This window comes from Leucobacter exalbidus (assembly GCF_017834145.1).
GTDB classification, from domain to species: domain Bacteria; phylum Actinomycetota; class Actinomycetes; order Actinomycetales; family Microbacteriaceae; genus Leucobacter; species Leucobacter exalbidus.
On sequence record NZ_JAFIDA010000001.1, the window covers coordinates 569,766 to 594,941 of the forward strand.

General features: G+C 62.7%; 21 protein-coding genes and 7 tRNA genes. 7 read left to right on the top strand and 21 right to left on the bottom strand.

Annotation, left to right across the window (positions count from 1 at the left end):
• Positions 1 to 59: 59 nt before the first annotated feature.
• The 11 genes from tig to recO all read right to left on the bottom strand — a co-directional run bounded on the left by tig (position 60) and on the right by recO (position 9,873).
• Entirely contained in the window at positions 60 to 1,535 is a 1,476-nt protein-coding gene (gene tig, locus JOF28_RS02585) for a trigger factor (protein ID WP_245189842.1), read from the bottom strand.
• Between the two features lie 56 nt (positions 1,536 to 1,591).
• Positions 1,592 to 1,669: transfer RNA gene (locus JOF28_RS02590), tRNA-Pro, on the bottom strand.
• A gap of 149 nt (positions 1,670 to 1,818) precedes the next feature.
• A tRNA-Gly gene (locus tag JOF28_RS02595) sits at positions 1,819 to 1,892 on the bottom strand.
• A 78-nt stretch (positions 1,893 to 1,970) separates the two neighbouring features.
• Positions 1,971 to 2,522 carry a gamma carbonic anhydrase family protein gene (locus JOF28_RS02600; RefSeq protein WP_209704338.1) on the bottom strand — a complete coding sequence of 184 codons (552 nt, stop codon included), beginning with the start codon at positions 2,520 to 2,522 and terminating at the stop codon, positions 1,971 to 1,973.
• 82 nt (positions 2,523 to 2,604) lie between these two features.
• Positions 2,605 to 2,677: transfer RNA gene (locus JOF28_RS02605), tRNA-Asn, on the bottom strand.
• A 91-nt stretch (positions 2,678 to 2,768) separates the two neighbouring features.
• Positions 2,769 to 3,617: an ATP-binding cassette domain-containing protein gene (locus JOF28_RS02610; RefSeq protein WP_209704339.1), complete on the bottom strand. Its 849-nt coding sequence runs from the start codon at positions 3,615 to 3,617 to the stop codon at positions 2,769 to 2,771.
• Positions 3,618 to 3,685: 68 nt separating this feature from the next.
• On the bottom strand, positions 3,686 to 5,641 hold the full coding sequence (gene dnaG / locus JOF28_RS02615; protein ID WP_209704340.1) for a DNA primase: 1,956 nt from the start codon (positions 5,639 to 5,641) through the stop codon (positions 3,686 to 3,688).
• 103 nt (positions 5,642 to 5,744) lie between these two features.
• Positions 5,745 to 7,001: a deoxyguanosinetriphosphate triphosphohydrolase gene (locus JOF28_RS02620; protein WP_342452059.1), complete on the bottom strand. Its 1,257-nt coding sequence runs from the start codon at positions 6,999 to 7,001 to the stop codon at positions 5,745 to 5,747.
• Positions 6,994 to 8,202, bottom strand: a complete 1,209-nt coding sequence (dusB, locus tag JOF28_RS02625) for a tRNA dihydrouridine synthase DusB (RefSeq protein ID WP_209704342.1) — start codon at positions 8,200 to 8,202, stop codon at positions 6,994 to 6,996. The genes JOF28_RS02620 and dusB overlap by 8 nt, the downstream gene beginning before the upstream one ends.
• Positions 8,203 to 8,244: 42 nt before the next feature.
• On the bottom strand, positions 8,245 to 9,033 hold the full coding sequence (locus tag JOF28_RS02630; protein WP_209704343.1) for an isoprenyl transferase: 789 nt from the start codon (positions 9,031 to 9,033) through the stop codon (positions 8,245 to 8,247).
• Positions 9,034 to 9,150: 117 nt separating this feature from the next.
• The gene (gene recO, locus JOF28_RS02635; RefSeq protein ID WP_209706720.1) at positions 9,151 to 9,873 is read right to left on the bottom strand and encodes a DNA repair protein RecO; all 723 of its coding nucleotides are present in this window, start codon (positions 9,871 to 9,873) and stop codon (positions 9,151 to 9,153) included.
• A gap of 127 nt (positions 9,874 to 10,000) precedes the next feature.
• Between recO and JOF28_RS02640 the strand changes: the two genes are divergently transcribed.
• Positions 10,001 to 10,810, top strand: a complete 810-nt coding sequence (locus tag JOF28_RS02640; RefSeq protein WP_245189844.1) for a trimeric intracellular cation channel family protein — start codon at positions 10,001 to 10,003, stop codon at positions 10,808 to 10,810.
• Positions 10,811 to 10,843: 33 nt separating this feature from the next.
• On the opposite strand, the gene ruvC is transcribed toward JOF28_RS02640, so the two are convergent.
• The 5 genes from ruvC to JOF28_RS02665 all read right to left on the bottom strand — a co-directional run bounded on the left by ruvC (position 10,844) and on the right by JOF28_RS02665 (position 16,683).
• Positions 10,844 to 11,434 carry a crossover junction endodeoxyribonuclease RuvC gene (ruvC, locus tag JOF28_RS02645; RefSeq protein ID WP_209704344.1) on the bottom strand — a complete coding sequence of 197 codons (591 nt, stop codon included), beginning with the start codon at positions 11,432 to 11,434 and terminating at the stop codon, positions 10,844 to 10,846.
• A gap of 1 nt (position 11,435) precedes the next feature.
• Entirely contained in the window at positions 11,436 to 12,200 is a 765-nt protein-coding gene (locus JOF28_RS02650; protein ID WP_209704345.1) for a YebC/PmpR family DNA-binding transcriptional regulator, read from the bottom strand.
• Between the two features lie 97 nt (positions 12,201 to 12,297).
• The gene (locus JOF28_RS02655) at positions 12,298 to 12,840 is read right to left on the bottom strand and encodes an HIT family protein (RefSeq protein ID WP_342452060.1); all 543 of its coding nucleotides are present in this window, start codon (positions 12,838 to 12,840) and stop codon (positions 12,298 to 12,300) included.
• Positions 12,828 to 14,795: a threonine--tRNA ligase gene (thrS, locus tag JOF28_RS02660; protein WP_209704346.1), complete on the bottom strand. Its 1,968-nt coding sequence runs from the start codon at positions 14,793 to 14,795 to the stop codon at positions 12,828 to 12,830. The genes JOF28_RS02655 and thrS overlap by 13 nt, the downstream gene beginning before the upstream one ends.
• A gap of 91 nt (positions 14,796 to 14,886) precedes the next feature.
• Entirely contained in the window at positions 14,887 to 16,683 is a 1,797-nt protein-coding gene (locus tag JOF28_RS02665) for an ABC-F family ATP-binding cassette domain-containing protein (protein ID WP_209704347.1), read from the bottom strand.
• Positions 16,684 to 16,883: 200 nt separating this feature from the next.
• On the opposite strand from JOF28_RS02665, the gene JOF28_RS02670 reads away from it, so the two are divergent.
• Together JOF28_RS02670 and JOF28_RS02675 are read left to right on the top strand one after the other, a co-directional pair.
• The gene (locus JOF28_RS02670) at positions 16,884 to 18,161 is read left to right on the top strand and encodes an integrase catalytic domain-containing protein (RefSeq protein WP_209704348.1); all 1,278 of its coding nucleotides are present in this window, start codon (positions 16,884 to 16,886) and stop codon (positions 18,159 to 18,161) included.
• A 114-nt stretch (positions 18,162 to 18,275) separates the two neighbouring features.
• Complete coding sequence (locus JOF28_RS02675; RefSeq protein WP_209704349.1) at positions 18,276 to 18,779, top strand: hypothetical protein; 504 nt, start codon at positions 18,276 to 18,278, stop codon at positions 18,777 to 18,779.
• 109 nt (positions 18,780 to 18,888) lie between these two features.
• On the opposite strand, the gene JOF28_RS02680 is transcribed toward JOF28_RS02675, so the two are convergent.
• The 3 genes from JOF28_RS02680 to JOF28_RS02690 all read right to left on the bottom strand — a co-directional run bounded on the left by JOF28_RS02680 (position 18,889) and on the right by JOF28_RS02690 (position 19,176).
• Positions 18,889 to 18,960: transfer RNA gene (locus JOF28_RS02680), tRNA-Val, on the bottom strand.
• 29 nt (positions 18,961 to 18,989) lie between these two features.
• Positions 18,990 to 19,060: transfer RNA gene (locus JOF28_RS02685), tRNA-Cys, on the bottom strand.
• A 43-nt stretch (positions 19,061 to 19,103) separates the two neighbouring features.
• A tRNA-Gly gene (locus JOF28_RS02690) sits at positions 19,104 to 19,176 on the bottom strand.
• A gap of 169 nt (positions 19,177 to 19,345) precedes the next feature.
• Here JOF28_RS02690 and JOF28_RS02695 point away from each other — a divergent pair.
• Together JOF28_RS02695 and JOF28_RS02700 are read left to right on the top strand one after the other, a co-directional pair.
• Complete coding sequence (locus JOF28_RS02695; protein WP_209704350.1) at positions 19,346 to 20,374, top strand: coiled-coil domain-containing protein; 1,029 nt, start codon at positions 19,346 to 19,348, stop codon at positions 20,372 to 20,374.
• 106 nt (positions 20,375 to 20,480) lie between these two features.
• Positions 20,481 to 20,553, top strand: a tRNA-Val gene (locus tag JOF28_RS02700).
• A 156-nt stretch (positions 20,554 to 20,709) separates the two neighbouring features.
• On the opposite strand, the gene JOF28_RS14780 is transcribed toward JOF28_RS02700, so the two are convergent.
• Positions 20,710 to 22,020, bottom strand: coding sequence for a site-specific integrase (locus JOF28_RS14780; RefSeq protein ID WP_209704351.1), 1,311 nt, complete (start codon positions 22,018 to 22,020; stop codon positions 20,710 to 20,712).
• A 52-nt stretch (positions 22,021 to 22,072) separates the two neighbouring features.
• Entirely contained in the window at positions 22,073 to 22,726 is a 654-nt protein-coding gene (locus tag JOF28_RS02710) for a hypothetical protein (RefSeq protein ID WP_209704352.1), read from the bottom strand.
• Between the two features lie 98 nt (positions 22,727 to 22,824).
• Here JOF28_RS02710 and JOF28_RS02715 point away from each other — a divergent pair, with 98 nt between their 5' ends.
• Both JOF28_RS02715 and JOF28_RS02720 read left to right on the top strand, forming a co-directional pair.
• Positions 22,825 to 23,082: a helix-turn-helix domain-containing protein gene (locus JOF28_RS02715; RefSeq protein ID WP_209704353.1), complete on the top strand. Its 258-nt coding sequence runs from the start codon at positions 22,825 to 22,827 to the stop codon at positions 23,080 to 23,082.
• 704 nt (positions 23,083 to 23,786) lie between these two features.
• Positions 23,787 to 24,971, top strand: a complete 1,185-nt coding sequence (locus JOF28_RS02720) for an AAA family ATPase (RefSeq protein ID WP_209704354.1) — start codon at positions 23,787 to 23,789, stop codon at positions 24,969 to 24,971.
• Positions 24,972 to 25,176 lie beyond the last annotated feature (205 nt).

The window sequence follows — 25,176 nt, forward strand, 5'->3', positions numbered from 1 at the left end:
ATCCCCCACCCCAATAAGGGGTGAGGGATCCTCGCGTCAGTGTGACCTAGGTCGAGTAATTACTCGCCGGCCTTTTCTGCTTCAGCTGCTGCCTTCTTGGCTGCGCGCGTTGCGGCTGCCTTCTTGGCTGCTGCCGAACGGGCTGCCTTCTTGGCTGCCTCTTCGTCAGAAACTGCTTCCTCGGCAGGAGCCTCAGCTGCTACCTCGGCTGCGGCCTCTACGGCGTCGTCAGCTTCGTCTTCTTCAACGGTCTCGTTGTCGACGGCGGTGAACTCGGTCAGGTCGACCTTGTTGCCTGCCTGGTCAACAACCTCAGCCTTGGCCAGTGCAATGGCGAGAGCCTTGTTGCGCGTAACCTCACCGAGGATGACGCCCATCTGGTTGCCCTGGCTCAGTGCCTGGAGGAACTGTGAGGGCTCCATGCCGTACTGCTGTGCTGACTGGAAGATGTACTGTGACACTTCATTCTGCGTCGGCTGTACTTCTTCGGCCTCAACGAGAGCGTCAAGCAGGAGCTGGAGCTGGATCTGCTGCTCAGCCTGCTTGCGTACCTCGGCACGGTGCTCGTCGTCTTCGAGACGGCCTTCGCCCTCGAGGTGACGGTGAACTTCTTCTTCAACGAGCTCTTCAGACACGGGGATGCCGGCCTGCTCGATGAGCGTCTCGGTGAAGAGATCGCGTGCCTGCTGGCCCTGGGCGAAGACTGACGCGCGGCCAGCCTGCTCCTTGAGGCTCTCGCGCAGTTCAGCGATCGTGTCGAACTCGCTGGCGAGCTGTGCGAACTCGTCGTCAGCCTCGGGCAGCTCGCGCTCCTTGACTGCGGTCAGCGTGACAGCAACCTCAGCGTCGCGGCCTTCGTGCTCGCCGCCGAGCAGCTGCGAGGTGAAGGTGGTCGACTCACCAGCGGTGAGCGTCTCGAGTGCTTCGTCGGTGCCGGCGAGCAGGTTGCCTGCGCCGATCTCGTACGAAACGCCGCTGGCCTGATCAACCTCTTCGCCGTCGATCGACGCCGTGAGATCGAGCTCAACGAAGTCGCCGGTTGCTGCGGGGCGGTCAACCGTGACGAGGGTGCCGAAGCGCTCGCGCAGCTTCGTCAGCTCAACGTCAACAGCTGCTTCGTCAACCTCTGCGTTGTCAACGGTCAGCTTCAGGCCGTCGTACTTGGGCAGCGTGAACTCGGGGCGAACCTCAACCTCAAAAGCGAGGAGGAGCGTGCTCTCGGGATCCTTAGCTTCGATCCAGCGCTCGACATCTGCGGTGGGGCGGCCCATGGGCACCTCGCCCGACTCTGCCAGCGCCTGCTGGAAGAAGGTGTCGAGTGAAGCGTTGACGGCCTCCTGGATTACGGCCTCGCGGCCAACACGCTGATCAATGATCTGCGCGGGTACCTTGCCCTTGCGGAAACCGGGAACCGAAACCTGCTCGGAAATGGTCTTGTAGGCCTGCTTCAGGTGCGGCTCGAGCTCGTCGAGCGTGACCTCCACGCTCAGCTTGGCGCGGGTCGGGGTGAGCTTCTCAGCAGTCGTCTTCGGCAATGTTGGCCTCTCATCGTTGGAAATCGTGGGGTTCGCCATTCGGGCCAAAATGACCCTGGTCGGGGCGACAGGATTCGAACCTGCGACCTCCCGCTCCCAAAGCGGGCGCTCTAGCCAAGCTGAGCTACGCCCCGAAACCCGCAGGTTTCTGGTGGTGTTGACGCCCTGAGGCGGGCAACCCGAGCAAGTCTAGCCGAAAGGAGGGCGCTTTCGCATATCGAGTGCGGCGTGGGGCGCGCGAGAATAAAAAAAGCTCCCGCACCGAAGTGCGGGAGCTTTGCATTGGAGGGGCTGACGGGAATCGAACCCGCGTGGCCAGTTTGGAAGACTGGGGCTCTACCATTGAGCTACAGCCCCGAACCGTGAACGGCCGGGTGGCGCTTGCGCCGAACCGAGCTTATCGCACCTCTCGGCCCAGTTCACAGCCGAAGTGCATTAACCGCGTGTCGCGTCGCGATGGGCCACCGTGTAGCCGGCATACAGTTCGGCGTTTCGCCGCACGGCCTCGCGATCATCTTCGCGCAGCTCGCGCACGACGCGGGCCGGCACTCCCGCCACGAGCGAGCGGGGCGGTATCTGCATGCCCTGGGGCACGAGCGCGCCCGCCGCCACCAGCGAGCCCTCCCCCACGACGGCGCCGCTGAGCACCGTGGCGTTCATGCCGATGAGGCACCCGCGATGCACATGGGCGCCGTGCACGACCGCGCTGTGCCCCACCGAGACGTCATCTTCAATCACCGTGGGTGCGCCCTTGAGCGTGTGCACCACGACCCCGTCTTGCAGATTGGTGCGTGCGCCGATGCGCACGGCGTCTGAGTCGCCGCGAATCACGGCGTTGTACCAAACGCTGCTGTCGGCCCCGATCTGCACGTCTCCGACGACCACCGACCCGGGTGCGAGCCACACCGAGTCATCCAGCTCGGGCGCGCCGTAGGGCGGCACCCCAATGATGAGACCGTGGCGATCCGGATGCGACTGCTCAACCATGTTCACTCCCTCGTGAGATTTACTTCGAGATTACCCGCAGATACGAAAAAGGCCCTCACCGAAGTGAGGGCCTTTTGTGTTGCTCCCCCGGCTGGGCTCGAACCAGCGACATCCTGATTAACAGTCAAGCGCTCTGCCAACTGAGCTACAGGGGATCATTGCGTTGCAACATGATTAGCTTAACAAGATCGAGAAAGTGATTGCAAATCGTCGGCACCTGTGCTTGGTTCCCGGGCGAGCCGCGACCTACTCGTCAACGATCTCGTCATAAGCGTTGGCACGCAGCGCCTGGGCCAACAGCTGCACGTAGCCGTGATCGGCGTGACGGAACACCTCATTGATGTCACCGCGGCCCACCAGCTGGCCCTCCTGCAGCACGATCACTTCTTGCACGAGGGCTTCGAGCATGCCGATGTCGTGGCTGATGAGCAGCATCGACGCATTGGTGCGTTCGCGGTACCACTGCAGCAGCTTCACAATCTTGGGCCGGTTATTGGCGTCGACACCCAGGGTGGGTTCGTCGGCGACCAGAAAGACCGGATCAAGCATGAGCGATCGAATAACGGCCACGCGCTGGCGCTGCCCCTTTGAGAGTTCGTAGGGGTACTCCTGCAGCTTCGCGAGGGGTAACGCGACCAGGTCCATCATCTCGGCGATGCGCTCACCAACGGCATCGCGGTCGAAGCGCTTACTGCGCTCCATGATGGGCTCCATCAAAATCTCACCGACGTTGAGCTCGGGGGTGAGGGTCGCCCCGGCCTCCTGCGACAGGAACCCCGTGTAGGCGGTGAGGCGTGCGCGCGTGCGCCGGCTCAGTCGCTTCATGGGCACGTCGAGCACGCTCGCACTGCCGCCGACGAGTTTGATCCGGGCCGATTTTTCGCCGGCGTCATTGCCGCGGCCCGCAAGGAACCTCGCCACCGTCGACTTGCCCGAGCCACTCTCGCCCAGCAGCGCAACGACCTCGCCGCGCCCCACTTCAAAACTCAAACCTTCAACGGCTTGAAACGTTCGACCACCGGCGTGGGCCGGATACGCGAGGGAAAGGTCAGACAGGCTGACGCAGGGATCCGCTTCGGGTACCGGGTGTGCCATCTACTATCTCCTTGGTTGGCGACCCGGGCGAGAACGCCCCGATCTGGTCGCGGGAACTTCCAATTAGGCTACTCCGATCGCAGCCCGCGGCGCGCGGCCTCAAGAGCGACGAGTTGCTCTTGGATGCGTCTTGTCGCCGGATCGGCCGGATCTGGGATGCGCTGCAGGCGCGCCCGCAGCTCCCTCCCCAACGACACGAGATCGCGATCAAGCAGCGAAATCACGACGTCGCGCGCATAGGCGGCGACGTGCGGCAGCCGGCGCTCAGGGATCGGCGCGATTGACAGCTCACGAATCAGACCGTGATGTGTCTCGGGCGCGCCGCTCACCACCGCGTCGAGCGTGCAGGCCCCGGTCGCGGCCAGCGCGGCACCAATGGCGTCGCGCACAGTCGCGAGATCCGGATCAAACATTTGCGCCGTCGACGCCTGCAGCAACAGATCGTTGCCCACCCCCTCGGGGTGCTGCAGCATCGCCATCAGCGCGTCACGCTCAAGCAGCGTCGTGGGTTGCTGGCGCAGCGTGGCCATGCCGATGCGGCGGGCGGGCGGGGCAGGAAACTGCCCGTGCTCCCCCTGCGGGTCAGCAAACTGCTGCCCACTAGACTGCTGCGTGCCAAAATCGGGCGATGGCGGCCGTGCACCCTGGGCATCACGGCGTTGCTGCTGTGGGGCTTGCTGGCGCTGCCCACGATTGGCGTTGCGCCCAGCACCCTCAGCCTGCCGCACCGCCTGGCGCACCTCAGCAACCTCAAGGCCCAGCATCATGGCGAGCTCGCGCGCGTACCCCGGCTTCAGGGACGGGTCACGAATTTCGGCCACGATGGGCGCGGCCTCGCGCAGTGCGAACACACGACCCTCAACGCTGTTGAGGTCGAACCGCGACACCGCTTGCCGCAGCGCGAATTCAAACAGGGGCAACTTCTGCGTAAACAGCTCGCGCACCGCCTCGTCGCCGCGCTGCAGTCGCAGATCGCTCGGGTCAAGCCCCTCAGGCGCCTGCGCCACATAGGTTTGCGCCGTGAAGCGCTTCTCCTCAGAGAACGCGCGCAACGCCGCCTTTTGGCCGGCCTCATCGGGGTCAAACGTAAAAATGACCTCGCCTGCGGTATCGTCACCCATGATGCGGCGCAGCACCGAAATATGGTCGGTGCCAAACGCCGTGCCACAGGTCGCCACCGCAGAATCGATGCCGGCGAGGTGGCACGCCATCACATCGGTGTACCCCTCAACGATGACCGCCCGCTTGCCGCGCGAGATCGCGCGCTTCGCCAGGTCGAGCCCGTACAGCACCTGCGACTTGTGATAGACGGGGGTTTCGGGCGTGTTGAGATACTTCGGGCCCTGGTCATCTTCGTAGAGTTTGCGGGCACCAAAGCCGAGCACCTGACCGCTCGTGTCGCGGATCGGCCACAGAATGCGGCCGCGAAACCGGTCATACGCGCCCCGCCGGCCCTCAGAGGCCAGGCCCGACTGAATCAGCTCGGCGGGCGTGTACCCCTGCTTCGCCAGCGCGCCGCTCATCCCGTCCCACCCGCGAGGGGCGTAGCCCACACCAAAGGTGGCGCAGGCGGCCGCATCGAAACCGCGCTGCGTCAAAAACTCGCGCGCCGTCTTCGCTTCGTCGCTGGCCAGCTCGGCCACGAAATAGGCCGCAGCGGCCTGATTCGCCGCGAGCAAGCGTGCCCGGTTGGGGCCGTCCTCGCGTCGCGTCGACCCCTCTTCATAGGTCAGCACAAAATGAATGCGCGCCGCGAGCCGTTCCACCGCCTCAGTGAAGGTGAGGTGATCGGTGCGCTGCAAAAATGTGATCGCGTCACCCGACTCACCGCAGCCGAAGCAGTGGTAATACCCCGCCGCCGGCCGTACGTGAAAACTCGGGCTGCGCTCATCGTGAAACGGGCACAGCCCCTTCATCGAGTCGACGCCCGCGTTCTTCAGCGTCACGTGGTCGCCCACGAGATCTGCAAGGTTGACGCGGCGTTTTACCTCTTCAATGTCGCTCGCGCGAATCTTGCCCGCCATATAAGAGAGTCTAGTCTTCTACAGATGCGAGCCCCGCAGAACAGGGGAAGGGGTGGCGCAGTGGCGCCGGTACCTCTCGTTAGAAATCGCTTCGCGATTTCCCTTAAACAAGAGGTACCTGACACATCCTCTGGTACCAGGCAATTGCCGACTGGTCAGTGAGCGACGCCACCTGATCAATTACCGCGCGCTTTGCCGCAGCCTCAGAGGTCGCCTCACGATAATCGGCGGCGTACGCAGGCTCCAACTGACTCGGGCCCGACTCCCATAGCGTGTACAACAGTTCAGTGAGCAGCGCCCGCTGCCGCCGATACGTTGGCTGCCGGCGCCCCGCCTGCATCACGAACGCGGCAACGATGCCCTTCAGCACCGCAATCTCGGCTTCCACCTCGCGGGGCACCACCACGTTGCCGCCGTAGCGGGCAAGCGAACCACTCGCCATGGCAAGCGTCGCTTTAATGGATTCGCGGGCAAACCGGCCGATCATCTCACTCGTGAAATTCTTCAGCTGAGCCTGGTCACGACGAGACCCCTGCCAGCGAGTCAGCCAAGTCGCGCTGCGCGAGATCCGATCAAACGCGGCCCCGAGCTCATCGCTCGTGAACTCGCCATCGGCCCACGCCTCCACCGTGCGAATCAGGGACGCATGCCCCGATCGCGCGGTCAAAATCTCGGGGTCGATGTGCTCGCTCACGATGGCGTCTTCAAAATCGTGCACCGAATACGCGATGTCGTCAGAGAGATCCATCACCTGGGCCTCGGCGCACTTTTGACGATCCGGAGCATCAGATCGCAGCCAGTGGAACACGGGCGCGTCATCGGCAAGGTACCCAAATTTCGCGCTTCCCGGGGCCGCCTCAGACAGCGCCCACGGGTATTTGCAGCTCGCGTCGAGAGTCGCGCGTGTCAGGTTCAGCCCGATGCTCTCGCCTTCGGCCGAGAACCGTTTCGGTTCGAGCCGGGTGAGAATGCGCAGCGTTTGCGCGTTCCCCTCAAAGCCGCCCACCTCGGCGGCCCACTCGTTCAGCGCAACCTCGCCGTTGTGCCCAAACGGCGGGTGCCCGAGGTCGTGCGCGAGGCAGGCCGTGTCGACCACGTCTTGCGACAGCCCGAGCGACACCGCGAGCTCACGCCCGATCTGTGCGACCTCGAGCGAGTGCGTCAGCCGATTTCGTGCGAAATCGGTGCCACTCGTGGGGCTCATCACCTGCGTTTTGGCGGCGAGCCTGCGCCACCCGCTCGAGTGCAGCACCCGGGCCCGATCGCGCGCAAAATCACTGCGCGCCCCGCTGTGGGTCTCGGGTGCGAACCGTTCAGCGTCTTCGCTGCGGTACCCGGCGGGCAGCCCCTGATTAGCCACCGTCGACCCCGTGGCCCGACATTTCGGCCTCGGCCAGCGCGGCACGGTCAATGCTGTCGCTCGTGCGGCTGTCCAGCCAACCATTGGGCAGGTGCACCTTTTTGGGGCTGCCGGCGCGGCCGCGCTGCCCCTCAGCGCCCTCACCCGGGTAGGGCATGGTGCCATCCATCGTGCCAAAGATCTCGTCCATTTGGGCGAGTGATTCAACCGCAGACAGTGAGCGGCGCAGTTCGCCGCCGAGGCCGTAGCCCTTGAAGTACCAGGCAACGTGCTTGCGAATATCGCGGCACGCATGGGCCTCGTCTTCAAAGAACTCAACCAGCAGTTCGGTGTGGCGACGCATGGTCTGCATCACAAACCCGAGCGGCGGCTTTGCGATGGCCTGCTCAGCCTCTTCCTGCGAGATCTGGCCGTATTCGGCGCGGAAGGCGGCGTCGAGGTCGCCAAAGAGCCAGGGTCGGCCGAGGCAACCGCGGCCCACGACCACGCCATCACAGCCTGTCTCGCGCACCATGCGCACCGCGTCTTCCGCTGACCAGATGTCGCCGTTACCGAGGATCGGCACGCTCGTGATGGCCTGCTTCAACTCGGCAATCGAGTTCCAGTCGGCCTGGCCCGAATAGTGCTCGTTTGCGGTGCGGCCGTGCAGGGCGATAGCGGCCACGCCAGCCTGTTCGGCAGCGCGCGCGGCATCGAGGAAGGTGAGGTGCTCTGCGTCGATCCCCTTGCGCATCTTGATCGTGAGCGGCACATCGCCCGCGGCCTGCACCGCACCCGTGACAATCGCGTCAAACAGGTCAGACTTCCAGGGCAGCGCTGATCCGCCGCCACGGCGGGTCACCTTGGGCACCGGGCAGCCAAAGTTGAGGTCGACGTGGTCGGCAAGATTTTCGCCGACGAGAAACTTGACAGCCTCAGACACGGTCTTGGGGTCGACGCCGTACAGCTGGATCGAGCGGGTTGTTTCGCTCTCGTGGTGCTTGATGAGGCGCAGCGACGTGGGCGTGCGTTCAACGAGCGCGCGGCTCGTGATCATCTCGCTGACGTACAGCCCCGAACCCTGTTCGCGGCACAGCCGGCGAAATGCGGTATTGGTGATACCCGCCATCGGGGCAAGCACCACCGGCACGTCGAGTTCGAGCGGGCCGATGCGCAAGCGCGGAGCGGGAGAAGATTCTGGCGAGAGCGTGTGAGGAGACATCGCCTCTATTCTCGCACGTTCAGCCGAGTGACTCGCCTGCGGTCAGGCCGACGCCGATGGGGCGTCTTCGGCGCCACCAAACCTGCGGTCGCGATCATGGTAGATCTGTATCGCCCGCCACAGTTCGGCGCGGTCAAAATCGGGCCACAGCGTGTCAAGAAACACCATTTCGGCGTACGCCGACTGCCACAGCATAAAGTTCGAGGTGCGCTGCTCACCCGAGCTGCGCAAGAACAGGTCAACGTCGGGCAGCTCGGGCACATAGAGGTGCCGCTGAATGGTGCGCTCGGTGATGCCTTGGGCGGTCAGCCTGCCCGATTCAACTTCGGAGGCAATCGCGCGCACCACGTCGGTGATCTCGTTTCGGCCGCCATAGTTCACGCACATCGTGAGCGTGAGCCCGGTGTTGTTGGCGGTGGCACGCTCAGACGCGCGCAGCTCGTTGATGACTGAGCCCCACAGTTTCGGCTTTCGGCCCGCCCACCGCATGCGCACGTTCCAGGCGTCGAGCTGCGCGCGGCGACGACGCAAGACATCGCGGTTGAAGCCCATCAAGAAGCGCACCTCATCGGGTGACCGCCGCCAGTTCTCGGTCGAGAACGCATAGACGCTCAGGTGTTTCACGCCCGCCTGCACGGCCCCGGCCACCACGTCGAGCAGCACCTGCTCGCCCATGCGGTGCCCTTCGACGCGGGGCAGCCCCCGCTTGTTGGCCCATCGACCGTTGCCGTCCATCACGATCGCGATGTGCTCGGGTACCGGGCCACGAAATACGGGCGGTGTTTCACCCGTCCAATCGACGGGAACCAGGGTCTGCGGAGCAAGGGACATGGGTTAAAGTCTAGGCCGTCTCACGCCCCGGTTACGACGAGGAGCCTGAGCATCAGCGGCTCGCTGCGGTGAATGGGTGCGGCTGGGCCGCGGTAGGTGAGCTGCGGCGGGCAGCCATTACTGCCGCGACACCCCGAGTGAACGCAGCCCGCGCTCAAGGTGCCACTGTGCGTAGGCGGCGGCGATACCCGAGGCCTGTTCCCGGTGGCGCTCGCTCGCGGCAACCGCGGTCTCCCAATCGCCCTCGAGCAATGCGCTCAACAACGCCACGCTCTCGGGGTCGAGCCGTGGCGGGCCCGCCATACGGCAGTCTTCGCACAACACCCCGCCGGCTTGCACCGAGACGACGGTGTGCGGGCCCGGGGCTCCGCAGCTCACGCAGTGCGTGAACACCGGGGTCCAGCCCGCGGCAGACATCGCTCGCAACAGGTAGCCGTCGCGCACCAAATCGGAGGCGATCTTGCCGGCGGCCAGGGTGCGCAGCGCCCCGATCAGCAGCGCATACAGCGGCAGCGACACCCCGCCCTCGCCCAGACGCTCGGCCGTCTCAACAATCGCGCTGCCGGCGCGGTAGCGGTCGTAGTCGGCGCTAATCTGCGCCCCGTATGATCCGAGGGTCTCTGCCTGGGTGATGGTGTCGAGTGTGCGGCCCTCGAAACACTGCAGGTCGACGACCATAAACGGTTCGAGCCGCGCCCCAAATTTTGAGGTGGTGCGCCGCACGCCCTTGGCCACCGCGCGCAGCAAACCCCGGCTGCGGGTAAACAGCGTAACGATGCGGTCAGCTTCGCCGAGCTTGTGCGTACGCAAGACGACGCCTTCTTCGCGGTAGAGGGGCACTCCCCCAGTATCTCGCATGCGCGGGCGCCCAGGCTGAGCCCGCGCCCATCGCCCGCCACCGCTTGCCATCGCCGCCCACCGCGCGCTCAGGCTCCCTGGGCGTGGTCAACTATGAGGCTTCAGACTGATGCGCGAAAATAGAGAGGTGCTTGACGAGACGTTCAGAATTGCCCTCCCCATCGACCTGATTGCCGCTGCCGTTGGCAGCCTGCAGGGTGCCATGTTTGCGGCGGGCTTCAAACGCATCGATCTGCTGGGTGTTGCGATGATCGGTATCTTCTCGGGCATCGGCGGCGGTTTCTTGCGCGATATTTTGTTGGGCATCAGCCCGGCCGCGTTCTCTAACAACCTGTACCTCATTGTTGGCACGCTCGCCGCGTTCTTGGGGATGCTGCTGGCGAGGTTCCTCGAAAAAGTAGACCCCGTCATCACCGTGTTTGACGCGATCAGCATCGGCCTGTTTGGCGCGCTGGGCACGACGAAGGCGCTCTCATTTGGGCTGCCCGTGGTGCCCTCGATCTTCATTGGCACGGTCGCTGCCGTAGGCGGCGGTGTGCTGCGAGACCTAATGCTCAACATTCCGATCGCGCTGATGCACGTCGGTTCGCTCTACGCCGTCGCCGGCCTCGCAGGCGTCAGCACGCTTGTGGTGCTGCTCTCCTTCGATGTTCCCGTGATGATCGCGGGCATCGTGTGCGTCGTGGTGACCACGGTGCTGCGGCTGCTCGCGGTGCGCTTCGGCTGGAGCCTGCCTGAGCAGCGCACGCTCAGCCGCATCCAACTGCGCAGGCAACGCCAGGTGCAGCAGGCCGTCGAAGAAGCACTGGCGACCGGCACAATTACGCTGCCCGATCTGCAAACGCTCAACGATCTCGCCGCAGACGAGGCCGAGGGCGACATCAGGCCCGACCCGAATGACACGCCCAGCGCACGCTGATCCGGATCAGCCAGCCGCCGTGCGCCCGGGCAGTTAGCGGCTGGGCCTGCGTTTTTGACCGGCGCGCGCCTCAGCTTCACGCCACGCGCGCTGCGCCGGGGTCTCGTTCGTGGGGGCAGTGCCCTTCCCCACGCGATCGGGTGCGCCACCGCGCCCCAGATGCCAAGCGTGCGTAATCGCGAGCGCGAGAGCATCGGCGGCGTCGGCGGGTTTGGGCGGTGCGCCGAGACCCAGCAGCCGCGTCACCATCGTGGTGACCTGTGCTTTATCGGCGCTACCGTAGCCCGTGACCTGGGCTTTCACTTCGTTGGGCGTGTATAACGCCACGGGAATATCGCGCTGGGCGGCCAGAAACATGACCACCCCGCTGATCTGGGCAACGCCCATCACACTGGGGAGGTTCTGCTGCGCAAACACGCGCTCGAGCGCAATCGCGTCGGGCTTCTCGCCGTCGAATAAGCGCTCGAGCGACGAGCCCAGCCGCAGCAGTCTGCGCGGCAAAATTTCGTCGGCAGAGCTGCCGAGCACCTCGACGTGTTCGAACACGACGCGGCGCCCCACCCCAGATGAGACGATCCCGACCCCACAACGAGTGAGGCCGGGATCGATTCCAATAACGCGCACGTTACTCGTCGTTCGCCAATTCTTCCTGCACCGCAGCGGTCAGGTCGAAGTTTGAGAACACGTTCTGCACGTCGTCGCTGTCTTCGAGTGAGTCGATGATGCGGAACACCTTGCGTGCGGTGTCAGCGTCGATCTCAACCTTGAGGCTCGGCACGAACTCGGCCTCAGCCGAGTCGTATTCGATGCCCGCAGCAACGAGCGCGTCGCGCGTCGCGGTCAGGTCGCTGGCCTCGGTGATGACCTCGAAAGCTTCGCCGTTGGGCGTTGCGTTCACTTCTTCAGCACCGGCTTCGAGCACGGCCATCAGCACATCATCTTCGGTCGTGCCCTCGGACGGAACCGTGAGCACACCCTTGCGGGCGAAGTTGTACGCCACGCTACCGGGGTCGGCGAGCGTTGCGCCGTTGCGGCTGAGTGCACCGCGCACCTCTGCGGCGGCACGGTTCTTGTTATCGGTGAGGCACTCGACCATGAGCGCTACGCCGTTGGGGCCGTACGCTTCGTACATGATCGTCGTGTACTCAACGACTTCACCGTCGAGGCCAGCGCCACGCTTGATCGCGCGATCGATGTTGTCGCCGGGAACCGAGTTCTTCTTAGCCTTGTGCACAGCCTCGCCGAGGGCGGGGTTGCCAGAGATATCGGGGCCGCCAATGCGCGCAGCAACCTCGATCACCTTGATGTACTTCGCAAACGCCTTTGCGCGACGCGAATCAAGGATGGCCTTCTTGTGCTTAGTGGTTGCCCACTTGGAGTGTCCTGACACCGGAGCTCCTCTTTCTTCAGTTCAAACGTTGAATATCAGTCTATGCATTGAAGCAGATGCCGCGGGAAACCCGCGGCGGGCCTGCCACCCCCGGGTCCTATGGGTGTGTCCAGGCAGCGGCGACGGCGTCTCGCACGTCGCCGAGGAGTTGCGGCATAGCCTTTGTCTTCGCGATGATCGGGAAGAAGTTTGCGTCTGACGTCCACCTGGGGACGATGTGCTGGTGCAGGTGCGCGGCGATGCCGGCCCCGGCAACCTCGCCCTGGTTCATCCCCAGGTTGAAGCCGTCGCAGTGCAGCGCTTCGCGCGCTGCTGCCATGCCATGCTGAGTGAGCGCGCCGATCTCGGCGATCTCTTCGGCAGTAGCCTCCTCGTAACTGGCGATGTGCCGGTACGGGCAGACCAGCATGTGACCGCTGTTATACGGAAACAAGTTGAGCAGCACGAATGCGGTTTTGCCGCGCGCGACGATCAGCGCGTCGGCATCACCCTTCGACGGCGCCTCGCAAAAGGGGCAGTCGGTGTGGTCAGGCTGTTGATGGTCTGACACGTACACCATGCGGTGCGGCACCCACAGCCGCTGTGTCTCGTCAGGCGAGCCCACAGCGGCCGTGGTGGCGAGGGTTTCTATTCCGTCCACGCCGTCGACACCTGGTCATGGTTCGCGATCGCCGCGGTGATGCGCTCAATCGCTTCAGCAACGGGCACACCGTTGAGCTGCGTGCCATCACGGAAGCGGAAGCTGACGGCGCCCGCGGCGCGGTCGTCTTCACCAGCGATGAGCTGGAACGGAACCTTGGCCTTGGTGTGCGTGCGAATCTTCTTCGGCATGCGGTCGTCGGCGTGATCGACCTCAGCGCGTACCCCGCGGGCCCGCAGCTGAGCGATGACGTCGTCGAGGTACTCACCGTACTGTTCGGCCACGGGAATACCCACGACCTGCACCGGCGAGAGCCATACGGGGAAGGCGCCTGCGTAGTGCTCGAGCAGAATCGCGAAGAAACGCTCAACCGAACCGAGCAGTGCACGGTGGATCATGACGGGCTGCTTGCGCGTGCCGTCTGCCGCTGCGTAGTCGAGCTCGAACAGTGCAGGCTGGTTGAAGTCGAGCTGCACGGTCGACAGCTGCCAGGTGCGGCCAATCGCGTCGCGCGCCTGCACCGAGATCTTGGGGCCGTAGAACGCGGCTCCACCGGGGTCAGCCACGAGCTCGAGACCCGACTCTTCGCCGACCTCGCGCAGCGTCTGCTCGGCTTCTGCCCACTGCTCTTCAGTGCCCACTGACTTCTCGGGGTCACGCGTCGACAACTCGAGGTAGAAATCGTTCAAGCCGTAGGCCCGCAACGTGTCAAACACGAAGTTGAGCTGGCTCTTGATTTCGCCCTTGACCTGCTCGTCGGTGACGTAGATGTGAGCGTCATCCTGCGTCAAGCCGCGCACACGGGTCAGACCGGCCAGCGTGCCGCTCTTCTCGTAGCGGTACACGGTGCCGAACTCGGCGAGACGCAGGGGCAGCTCGCGGTAGCTGCGGGCGCGTGCGCGGAAGATCAGGTTGTGGAACGGGCAGTTCATGGGCTTCAGGTAGTAATCCTGGCCCGGCTTGATCGTCTCGCCCGTCTCCTCGTTGACCACCGAGTCGAGGTGCATCGCGGGGAACATGCCGTCCTTGTACCAAGCCAGGTGCTGGCTGGTCTCAAAGAGCGTGCCCTTGGTGATGTGCGGCGTGTTGACGACGTCGTAGCCGTGCTTCAGCAGCTCCGAGCGCATGAACGTCTCGATCTCGTGCCGAATGATGCCACCCTTGGGGTGGAACACGGCGAGGCCCGAGCCGATCTCGTCAGGGAAACTGAAGAGATCCATCTCGACACCGAGCTTGCGGTGGTCGCGCTTCGCGGCCTCCTCAAGACGCGTCTGGTACGCACGCAGCTCGTCCTTCGTGGCCCACGCGGTGCCATACACGCGCTGCAGCATGGGGTTCTTCTCGCTGCCGCGCCAGTATGCACCGGCCGAGCGCATCAGCGCCCAACCGTTACCGAGCACGCGGGTGGAGGGCACGTGGGGGCCGCGGCAGAGATCCTTCCAGCAGACCTCGCCGGTCTTGGGATCGACGTTGTCGTAGATCGTGAGCTCGGCGCCGCCGACCTCAACGCTCTCGTTGTCGTCGCCCGTTGATCCGCCCTTGAGGCCGATCAGTTCAAGCTTGTAGGGCTCGTTTGCGAGCTCTTCACGAGCTTCGTCCTCGCTCACAACGCGGCGCACGAAGCGCTGGCCCTGCTTCACGATGCGCTGCATTTCCTTCTCGAGGGCCTTGAGGTCCTCGGGGGTGAACGGCGCTTCGGGATCGAAGTCGTAGTAGAAACCGTCGTTAATGGGCGGGCCAATACCGAGCTTGGTTTCGGGGTTGATGCGCTGTACGGCCTGCGCGAGCACGTGCGCGGCAGAGTGGCGCAGAATGTTCAGGCCGTCTTCGGAGTCGATGAACACCGGCTCAACCGTGTTGCTATCGGTAACCTCGACAGCGAGATCTTTCAACTCGCCGTCGACGCGCATAGCGACGATCGCGCGATCGGTGAACAGTGAGAAGCCATCGGCCACTGGGGCACACTCCTTCTAAGGTCGGAAGCTAACCCAACGATTCTATCGGAACAGCCATCGGTTTCTTTGAGCGCGAGCCCCACGGTGTGCCTTACTTAGGCGAGACAGGGGTGAGCGAGAGCCGGATCCCCCGCCATCGATCCTGCAGCCAGCGGTCGTGAGACGCCACGATGACCGCCCCGCGATAGCCCTCAAGCGCGTGTTCCAGCTCGGTGGCCAAGGTAAGGGAGAGATGATTTGTCGGCTCGTCGAGCAGCAACAGATCGGGTGGGCTCGCGAGCACGATCGCGAGCGAGAGGCGTTGCTGTTGCCCCAGGCTGAGCTGATTGACCGGGCGCAGCTCAAGCTCGGCCTGCAACAGCCCGAAGGTCGACAGCGGCAATGCCTCGGCCTGCTCCCACCCCACGGCGTCGCTATACGCTTGCTGGGCGGTGAGCGCTGCACCGCGCCCCTGTGGGTCGGCGATGCGCACTCGCTGTGAGAGTAACCCGATGCTGAGGCCTGGGGCCGTAATGCAGCCGCCTGAGCTGGGCTGCAGCTCCCCCGCAATCAAGGCGACCAACGTCGACTTACCGGCCCCGTTGGGGCCGGTAAGCAGCAGCTTCTCCCCCGCGTGCAGGCTCAGATCAACGGGCACCAGCCTGCCGTCGACCGCGGCCCGGCTGAGTTCGACGATCGGGCCGCTCAAGAGTGCCGGCGGCGCTTCAGCGTGCAGCGATTCGGGTCGCTCGCTGGGCTTCCCGCTTCTCCCCACATTGAGCCCCGCAAACGTGAGCTCTGTGACTGGCGCACGCAGCTGCGATGCCTCGAGCGTTTCGAGGCGAGACCGTGCGTCATTCACCCGCCGCGCCACCACGCGGGCATTGCGATCGGCATAGAACTTCTGCGCCGCGCGGGTCTCGGTGCGCGGTCGCCATTCCGCGTGCCCCACCTGTTGATTGGCACCGACCCCCGCACGCAGTCGTTTCAGTTCGAGCTGCTCGTCACGATATTGTCTCTCCCACCGTGCCCGTGCCTGCGTTCTGGCGGCAAGATACGCGCTATAGCTGCCGGTAAATTTCGTGATCCCGGCCCCTGATCCGGCGCCTGGTGCGCCTCGCTCCTCAGCAAGCTGCTGCGGCAGCGGTGCCGGATCAAGATCAACCAAGCTGGTCGCCGCGGCATCGAGGAAGGCCCGGTCGTGGCTCGCAAACAGTACGGGGCCGCGCCAGTGCGTGATCACCCGCAGCAGGTACTCGGTGGCGGCGGCGTCCAGATGATTCGTGGGCTCATCGAGCAGCAGCACGTCGGGCGCGCGCAGTAACAGCCATGCCAGCGAGAGCCTCGCGAGCTGTCCACCCGACAGCTCATCGGTTGGCCGTGTACGGTCGAGGTCCGCCAACCCGAGGCCAGAAAGCATGCTCGAGGTGCGTGAATCTGCGGTCCATGCATCGAGACGTTCTGCTTCATCAAGCGCGAGCGAGTATGCCTCAACCACCGCAGCGTCAAACGGCGCGGTGGCCAAGGCGGCCGCGGCCCGATCCACCTCGGCAACGGCGTGTCGCGCCCGCGCGATGGCGGCTTCGAGTGCGTCGTCCACGGTGTCTGTGGCGGCGAAGGGTGACGTCTGGTGCAGCAACCCAATGGTCGCTGCACCATGCATGTCACCGCCGGCAATTTCGATGATGCCGTGATCGGGCTCGATTAGCCCGGCAGCGGCACGCAGCAGCGTTGACTTGCCCGACCCGTTCTCGGCAATCAGACCGAGGCGATCACCGGCCGCCACCGTGAACGAGATGTCGGTGAGCACACGACGTGCAGCGAAGCTGACCGAAAGCGAGTCAACGCGTAAGTGCAACGACGCCGTGGACGACGTGGTGGGTACAACAAATGGGGGCAATGCAGACATGGGGGCAACCTTGAGAATCGAAGATATCCCGCCGGGCGCTGCCACGGTCACGGGAAGGTCGAAATACTCAGGAGATCACGGGTTCAGAATACCAGGCAGATCCTATGTGCGCCAGAAAACGGCGTACCTTACGTATATTGATCGCGTAGCCCAAGTCGTGCCTCACATACTTTGATCGCATACTTCTACGCTGAACGAGTATGAACAAGGGCGTGGTGTCAGTGGCGACACGTATCGAAGTCACCAAACAATTGAAGCAGGCCTACAAGACTGCTTCTCGCGCTGAGAAGTCCAAAATTCTGGACCAGTTCTGCGCGACTACCGGGATGTCACGCGTGACAGGCAGGCGCTACCTGACCAGCCCACACCTCGGTACCAAGAACGTCACCCAGATCGACCATCGACGGCATCGACCGACCAAATACTCGGCCGCTTCCCAACGCGTGCTGGTGTGGCTGTGGCGAGTCATGATGTACCCCTGCGGGAAATACATGCAGCAGATGCTCCCCGAATGGATTCCCCGACTTGAAGCGCATCATGAACTCGTTTACGGGCGTCACGACTACAGCCCCGAGGTGCGAGCCGAACTGTTGCAGATGTCTGCCGCCACAATCGACCGATACTTACGCGAACACCGTCGGGCGTTGGAACTGAAGGGCATCTCAGCCACCCGGTCGGGCGCGCTGCTGCGCACCTCGATCACGATCCGGAAAGCCGGGGATGAAGCCGAACACGAGCCCGGGTTTATGGAGTGTGACACCGTCGCGCATTGCGGCCCAACACTCAAGGGCGAGTTCGCGAGAACCCTCACCGCGACCTGCGTATACACGGGGTGGACACACTTGGAAGTCCTCCGCAATAACGCGCGTGTACACATGATCGCCGCGCTCGATCGTCTCGAGAAAGCGTTGCCGTTTGATGTTGCCGGGCTCGACTGCGATAACGGCTCCGAGTTCATCAACGACCAAGTCGTGGCGTGGGCGGGTGAACGGAAGGTGTTCTTCACGAGGTCCCGGCCCTACAAGAAAAATGATCAAGCGGTCGTCGAGTCCAAGAACAATCACATCGGGCGCAAGTATGGCTTCTACTACCGCTACGACACCGCCGACGAACGAGACGTCCTCACGAAACTCTGGCAGGTGGTGATGTGGAAGATGAACTTCTTCACCCCCACGAGAAAGCCAGTCGGGTGGAGCGTGGATGGGCAGGGGCGCAGGCGGCGCGTGTATGACGCTCCGAGGACTCCGTATCAGCGGCTGCTCGATGCCGGGGTACTCTCCCACGCTCAAGAACGTGCACTGCGGGCACAGTATGCGAAACTCAACCCGGTCGAGCTGACCCGTGACATTGTCCGGTATCAGGGCATGCTCATCACCAAAGCACGATGGAAGACCGAGGTCCTCACGGCCGAGGTTGCAGACGCGAAGAAGAACCGGCGGAAACGACAGACCGGCGGCGTGAAGATTCGCTCCGCCTGAGCCGAGGCTACGCGATCAAAGCACGTGAGGCACAAGTAGAGTTACGCGATCATCTTGACATGAGGCACTACGGAAAAATCGATACCGCCCCTTGGCGTTGATACCATCGAGCACATGGACGACCTTCGCATCCCTGAGCTTGAGTTTCGCGCTACTCGGGGGCGCTCGTTCGTGCTCTGGTTTCTCGCAATCGCGCTACTTCTCGGCGCGATCGCTTTTGCGTCGCTCATGATCTCGGCCACGATCGGTGCAGACATGGTCTGGGCGGGAGTTCCACTCCTCTTATTCTTTGCCGCGCTGATCGCATTCTTCTTTTGGCTCGCTATCGCGAATACAGGCGTCATTCTCGTACTGGGCCCCGAGGGCCTCCGCCATAAAGACATGGCTGGGTGGATCACCGTCCCGTGGGGTGCGATCGTCGAAACATCAACGAAAACCAGATATGGCGAATGCGCGCTCATTCTCACCGCACCCGGCGCCATTTATCTCAACAGGCGTGCCCTGCGGCGCCGCACGTTACAGGTGCAGACCGAGCGCCTCAAGACGGGTGGCTACGACATCAAGGCTGAGATCGAACGTCGCATCTACCTCGCTCGAGGTGGCGTGCCGCTGGCGTAACGCCGATTTCGCCGGTGCTCACGGCAGTTTGCCATGCATTTGCCATGCAAACCAAAAAGCCCCGGTTTTGCATTTCTGCAAAACCGGGGCTGATCAGGTATTTCTCCTGTGCGCGATACTGGGATCGAACCAGTGACCCCTTCCGTGTCAGGGAAGTGCGCTACCGCTGCGCCAATCGCGCCTATATATTTTAGGCTATTCAGTTATGAGAGGTGGCGACGGGATTCGAACCCGTGTAAACGGCTTTGCAGGCCGGTGCCTATCCTCTCGGCCACGCCACCTAAGTGGTTGCCCACGCAGTACTTCAGTTACCTGAAATACCAGAGCGGATGACGAGATTCGAACTCGCGACCCCAACCTTGGCAAGGTTGTGCGCTACCAGCTGCGCCACATCCGCATGTCAGACCCACTCACGTTTCCGTTTGCGGCGACGTAGATAACTATAGGGGTGCTGCGGCCACCCACGCAAATCACACCTCCTGACCCGGGCGTGCCGCGCGGAATCATGCGGATTTTATCCGCTTTACCCCTCGACCAGGCACCCTCTATGCCGGTACGGTGGAGGCATGAGTGGCCGCCCGGCCGCACGTCTGCGGCCCATCATTGTGACGATCCTGGCGTGCGCACTTGTCGCCGCCACGGTCGGCGCCGTCATGAATCGGCAGCTCATTAGCGATCACATTGCCGCGGCCGGCTTTGAAGCGCCCTCCCCCGTGCTTGAGCTGCAACAGTCACTGCACCTCACTGACGATGGCACCCGCATCTTCCTTGCGAGCCATCCCACTCTCGATGGCAGCCAGCACTTCAACACCCAGTGCGCCGAACTGCTGCAGGGGGTCACCGCGCATGTGTTGGGCTGTTACGTCGATGATCGCATTCACCTCTTCAACGTGGTTGACCCCCGGGTCGCCGGCATCGTGCAGGTGACCGCGGCGCACGAACTTCTGCACGCGGCCTACGCCCGCATGCGCCCCGGCGATCGCTCGGTGCTGGCCGAGAAACTGCGCAAGCTCTATAAGGAGCGTTCGCAGGCTGATCCAGATCTCGCCAAACGGATGGAGATGTACTCGAACCTTTCAGACACCGCGTTTGCGGGTGAACTGCATTCGATTCTGGGCAGCGAGATGGAGGATCTGCCCGAGTGGCTCGAGGAACACTATGCGCAATGGTTCGAGGATCGCTCATCGATCACTGCGACCTATCGCGCCTATCAGGGCGTCTTTCAGGGCCTGAAGAATGACTCGAACAGTCTGCGCGAACGCATGCGTGTGTTGCGCGTCGACGTCGAGAAGCGCAAAGCGGACTACGACATCGCTATCGAAGCCTACGACGCAGACGCCGCCGAGCTTGAGCAGCAACTTAACGCCCCTAAGCGCAGCAAAAGCCGGGCGACCATCGAATCCGAGCGCGAGAAGCAGCGAGATCTTGAGGAGCGTCGCACCGAACTCAAGGAAACCCTCAAGGGGCTGCAGGATGACATTGATCACTACAACGAGCAGCGCGCAGCCCTGCAGCAGTTGGGTGAGCTCAGCACCGAGCTCGAGCAGCAGTTAGATAGCGCGCTCGCCCCGGTAACGACACGCCCGACCGAGTAGGGCACGATCCGCGCGATCCCGCCAGTCAGCGCCTGCCCGCACGGTGGTGTGCGTGAATCCGTGTACTATCGAATCTGTTGGCTTTCGCAGAAAAGCTTGACAAAAAGGGCGATTGGCGCAGTTGGTAGCGCGCTTCCTTCACACGGAAGAGGTCATCAGTTCGAGTCTGGTATCGCCCACTATCTGGAAGGCTTATTTAGCCGCGGAATTATGCGGAAAACCCCCGATCCACCTAGAACCTGGATCGGGGGTTTTCTTCGTTCGGTCACAAACTCGGTCACAAACCGCGAAAGTGCAACGCCTAGAACCGTCGCTGCCGTATTCGCGGGCTGAGACTAGGCCGCGCCTTGCTGCTCGTCGAGGTCGTCGAGCGTGTCGTTGTCGGCATCCGGCAGGTAGTTCGTGATGTGCACTTGCTTCGTGTGACCAAGCAAGCGAGCCGCCCGTCGAACCGACCAACCGCGTTCGTGTAGCAGCGCCGCCAGGCTGTGCCTGATCTTGTGTAGATGAATGACTGGCACACCGGCCTTGCGGCAGAGCGAGCGAAAACGGTCGCTATACAGCTCGGGCCGCAAAGGTTTGCCTGCCTCATTCACCACGACATATCCGCTATCTTCATAGGCTGACACCGCCGCGAGCTTCTCCGCTGCCTGGCGTGCCTTCATCTTGCGCAGCAGTGCGACGGTGCCCGGTTCCAGCCTCTCGAAGTAGACCTTCCGGTAGCGCTGCTCACTCTTCGCGTCGTCCACATGGTCATCTTTGCCGTCGAGAATTACTCGGCCTTGGTTTACTTCGGCGTAGCTGTTCCGGGGGTCGCTCTCATCGAAGTGCACGTCTCCATCCCACCGCAAGCCCATAATGTCGGCTCGCGTCATGCCGCAGAGAGTCAACCGCCAGGCTCCGGCGTCGCGGTGCTCGTCAGCAACGCGACGGAACTTGTCGAAGTTTGGACACTTCGCTGCGTCGCCGACGCCGGTCGTTTTCCAATATTCGAAGGTGCGGCGCATGCTTCGCTTGTCCTTCGGCTTATCGACGAGCTGCACGACATTCTGCGTCAGCAGTCGGTGCCGCACAAGCCGGTCAAGCGCCTGCGAGAGACGCCCTACCGCGGCACGTATAGCCCACTTGCCGAAAGGCTTGCCGTCTCGCTTTCCTCCGCTCTTCATGCTGGCGATGAGCTTCTCGACGTGGTGCGGTTCCAGTTCGCGCACTGGCAAGGTGCCGAACGCATCAGCGACAGGTTTGAACTGCGCCCGATAGTTCCGCACGGTAGGCGGTTTCAGCTCAGCGACGCCGAGCCAATCCTCGAACGCCTGAGCGACCGTCAGTTCGCGAGATGATAGTCCGCCACGCTCTGCGACCTCGGCGCGCACCTCAGCGACCCATTGCCGCGCTTCTTCGAGGGTGACGAGCGTTTTTTTAGTCTGCTTGCGCTTGGCAGCACCGGGCGGGGTAGCATCGACGACCGCAACGAAGCGCGCGCCGCGAGCAGTCTCTACTCTGCGAATAGGTTCACCCCATTCCGGGCAAGCCGGGCAGGTGTAGCCGCGAATCTCGTCACCCTGGTAGATCGGCTGCCAACCCTGCCGCCTGTTGCCACGTGGCTCTTCGCAACTCGGGCACAGCTTCATGGCGTCATCGGGCACCGCTCGGCGGCTGCCCGTGTGCGTTCTCTCCTTAGTCATTTTGTTCTCCGTTCTATTGTTGGTCCGGCGCGGGCGCGCCGGGGTTCTTGCGGCTGTTGATGCCCCTGGCAGGGGGCATCAGACCGGGTAGCTCTTGCCGTGCTCGCGTTATCCACCTATCAACAGTGCGCTGATTGCGTCCATAATGAGCCGCTACGCCTCGCCGGTCGAGACCGAGGCCGCCCTCGGTCACGGGGCGCATAAGTTTCGCAATCTGCTCGCTAGGCGGTGGTTTGCGCATCGACCCGTCGCCGTCATCTGCGAGACCACCGGGCAGCGTAAAGACCGTGACTTGGCTGCCCGCCCCTCTCTCCGAGATGACGTGCGCCCGCACGACCGAGTGAATACGTTCGAGCGGAATTGACCGCAATCGCTCGAAATCTCCGTATTCACCATTTGGCTTAGTGAATGGCCCACGAGGCACGATCTCAAGATGATCTAGTTCAAGCGTTTCTGGGTTGAGTGTTGCTCTGTAAGTCAGCCCTCGACGCTCATCATGAATCTCAGCACCGCGCCGCAAGTGTTTCATCTCCCACGCTGGATCGAGTGGTTCGTGAACTTCGAGGGTCTCGTCGCCGAGCTTGATCGTGCCCCGGCTGAGCGCGGGAGGTTCTTTGTCGAATCGTGACCACGAGACGACTTGCCATTGAAAGTGCGATGATGTCATGTGCGCAGTTTATCAACCCTTGCAAGTGCGCACAAGATGGCATGAAACTGATTACGGCATTACGAAATGGAATCAAATCAAGCGAAAGGGTTGCGCACATGACCATCACTAAGAGCCACGAAGAGATTATCGCGAGAGCGACCGCACTGAAAGAGCGACTTGACGCAAGGCGTGCGGGGCGCGAAGACTTCACGATCCGAGAGACTGCGCAGATGTTGGGAGTGGGCCGCTACACGATTGATAAGGCGATCCGAGAGGGTCGTCTCGGGCATTACCGACCGAATGATCGCGATATCCGAATCACGCAGTCACACATCGACGCTTTCCGCGCAATTGCTCATGACGGTGCGGCGTGACTCTCTCAGCACGTGAGCACCGCCTCAAACTGCTACGTGAGGAACGTGCCAGCTATTTGGAGAGCAAATCCGTCGAGGTTGAACGGCAGCGGCTCGCGGCGGTTGCAAAGCGGCGGAGTTCAGCCAATGCCGCTGCCATCGCTGAGAGTGCTGCAAAAGCAAAGGCACGCCAGATTAGCCGCGAAGCGGCAGTGATCGCGAAAGACGTCGCCGAGGATCAAACCCTTCGAGCGCGCGCTAGGGCGCGAACGCGCGCTGAGCGCGAGGCACAGTTCACCGACTTCGTAGGAAGGCCGCAATGAATTGACCAAACACAGAGCCTCACATGCCCCCGCAGGTACGAGAACGGAGACGGCTCTCACCAAAGCAAAAACGGCGGTTCGCGTAAATCGCGAAACCCGCCGTCTCAATACGTTCCTTCGTTCCCAAAGGAGGCATTCCAATGCTATCGAATCGTGCGGATTACCGCACCGAATCAACCCCACAGCAGCGACAAGGTGATCTTGTGCGGCTCGCGGTTTCGTACAGCCGACACAGCGCGCTTGAGGTTGCCTACGGTGACTACTATCCCGGCTCTGTCCTACGCGCCGAGCGTGCCGACGCATGGCGACGTGGTTTTGCATGGTGCAACGAGCATTGCCGCGAGTTCCGTGCTGCTGATGCCTGCCCCGAGTGCATGAATAGTGCTCCAGACAATGAGGGCGGTGAATGCTTTGAGTCTCGTGGAACTCGATTTTGCACCTGAAGACGTAGGCGACGGCCCCGGAACACCAGAGTCGTGCCCGTACAAAAACACCAGCGGGCACGAGCACAGCCACTGCGGATTCTGCCGCCGGCAAGATAAGACCGAGCTGCGTCCATCATCGCGCCGGGATGATGAGGTGCGGGCACAGTTCCCGCTTGCCGATCTCGCGGCTCTGGTCGATCCCGACAGGCCAGAACGTTCATGGTTTTGGGGCGAGGTGGTGCCCGAAGGTGAGCACGTCTCTATCGTTGCGCCCGCCGGTGAGGGGAAGTCGCTGCTAACGCTTGCGCTGGCGGTGTCGGCCGCGTCCGGTGCTCGCGACTTTATCGGTCGCCCGGTGCAACTACCCGTGGGCGGGCGCGTTCTCTATTTAGATATGGAGAACAGCGAGGATGACCATTCAGAACGCCTGATCGATCTGGGCGTTACACCTGCAAACGTCGCTGCATTGATGGAGCGGTTGCTCATGCTCTCACTCCCACCGCTGAGCGGTCTTGACACTCACGAAGGCGCACAGCAGCTCCGCGACATACTCGACGCTTACGGCATCCAATCAGGTGACGTAGTGGTGCTCGACTCGACCCAAAGAGTAACCGAGGGCGAAGAGAACAGCTCTGACACATTCCGGCGACTTTATAACCTGACCTCGGTTGAGCTGAAACGGCGGGGTCTTACCGTGATCCGCACTGACAATACCGGGCACGCGGGCGACCGCGTCAGAGGCTCCAGCGGCAAACGCGATGACGTGGGCGCAAGCTTTATTCTCAAGCGTGATCAGCGTGACCCCGAAGTTTTTTCTCTCACCCCAACGAAACGCCGCAGCAAGGGTAAAGGTGGTGCTCTCACATTCCGCCGCGGCGTGGACGAGCACGGCCTGCTTGTGTTCGTACCCGAACGCAGCACGTTCGGTGATCTCATGGGCGACGTACGCGAGCTGCTCGACCGGATTGGCGTGCCAACTGACGCGGGTCAGAACAAGGCCTGGCAACTGGTCAAAGTTGAGCGCGAGCGGATGAAGGCGGCAGATGAGGAATTCCCGAAAGGGGTTACTGCTCGGCTGGTCGAAAAAGTACAGGCCGAACGTGGCTTTTCGATCACGCTCGTGACAAATGACGATGATGCCGAAAACGGCGGTGACGACTGATGAGAAAACACCGGAAATTGTTATCACAGAGCACCTTGAAACATGTGCCCTCTGTGATGGTTTCTGTGATGGTTGAGAAGTATCACGGAGAAGCTGTGATGGCTCGTGATGGAGAGCAGAGCGGGACGATCCTGCCGCATTATTATGCCGATGTTCGCATCACAGAATCGCGTGATGGTTTTGTGATGACCTCCAACCGAGGCAC

Coding starts and splice junctions, on each gene's coding strand:
- JOF28_RS02600 (WP_209704338.1), bottom strand. CDS start 2,522: ATGGTTGAGCAGTCGCATCCGGATCGCCACGGTCTCATCATTGGGGTG.
- JOF28_RS02610 (WP_209704339.1), bottom strand. CDS start 3,617: ATGGCACACCCGGTACCCGAAGCGGATCCCTGCGTCAGCCTGTCTGAC.
- dnaG (WP_209704340.1), bottom strand. CDS start 5,641: ATGGCGGGCAAGATTCGCGCGAGCGACATTGAAGAGGTAAAACGCCGC.
- dusB (WP_209704342.1), bottom strand. CDS start 8,202: ATGTCTCCTCACACGCTCTCGCCAGAATCTTCTCCCGCTCCGCGCTTG.
- JOF28_RS02630 (WP_209704343.1), bottom strand. CDS start 9,033: ATGTCCCTTGCTCCGCAGACCCTGGTTCCCGTCGATTGGACGGGTGAA.
- JOF28_RS02640 (WP_245189844.1), top strand. CDS start 10,001: ATGCGCGAAAATAGAGAGGTGCTTGACGAGACGTTCAGAATTGCCCTC.
- JOF28_RS02665 (WP_209704347.1), bottom strand. CDS start 16,683: ATGTCTGCATTGCCCCCATTTGTTGTACCCACCACGTCGTCCACGGCG.
- JOF28_RS02670 (WP_209704348.1), top strand. CDS start 16,884: ATGAACAAGGGCGTGGTGTCAGTGGCGACACGTATCGAAGTCACCAAA.
- JOF28_RS02675 (WP_209704349.1), top strand. CDS start 18,276: ATGGACGACCTTCGCATCCCTGAGCTTGAGTTTCGCGCTACTCGGGGG.
- JOF28_RS02695 (WP_209704350.1), top strand. CDS start 19,346: ATGAGTGGCCGCCCGGCCGCACGTCTGCGGCCCATCATTGTGACGATC.
- JOF28_RS02710 (WP_209704352.1), bottom strand. CDS start 22,726: ATGACATCATCGCACTTTCAATGGCAAGTCGTCTCGTGGTCACGATTC.
- JOF28_RS02715 (WP_209704353.1), top strand. CDS start 22,825: ATGACCATCACTAAGAGCCACGAAGAGATTATCGCGAGAGCGACCGCA.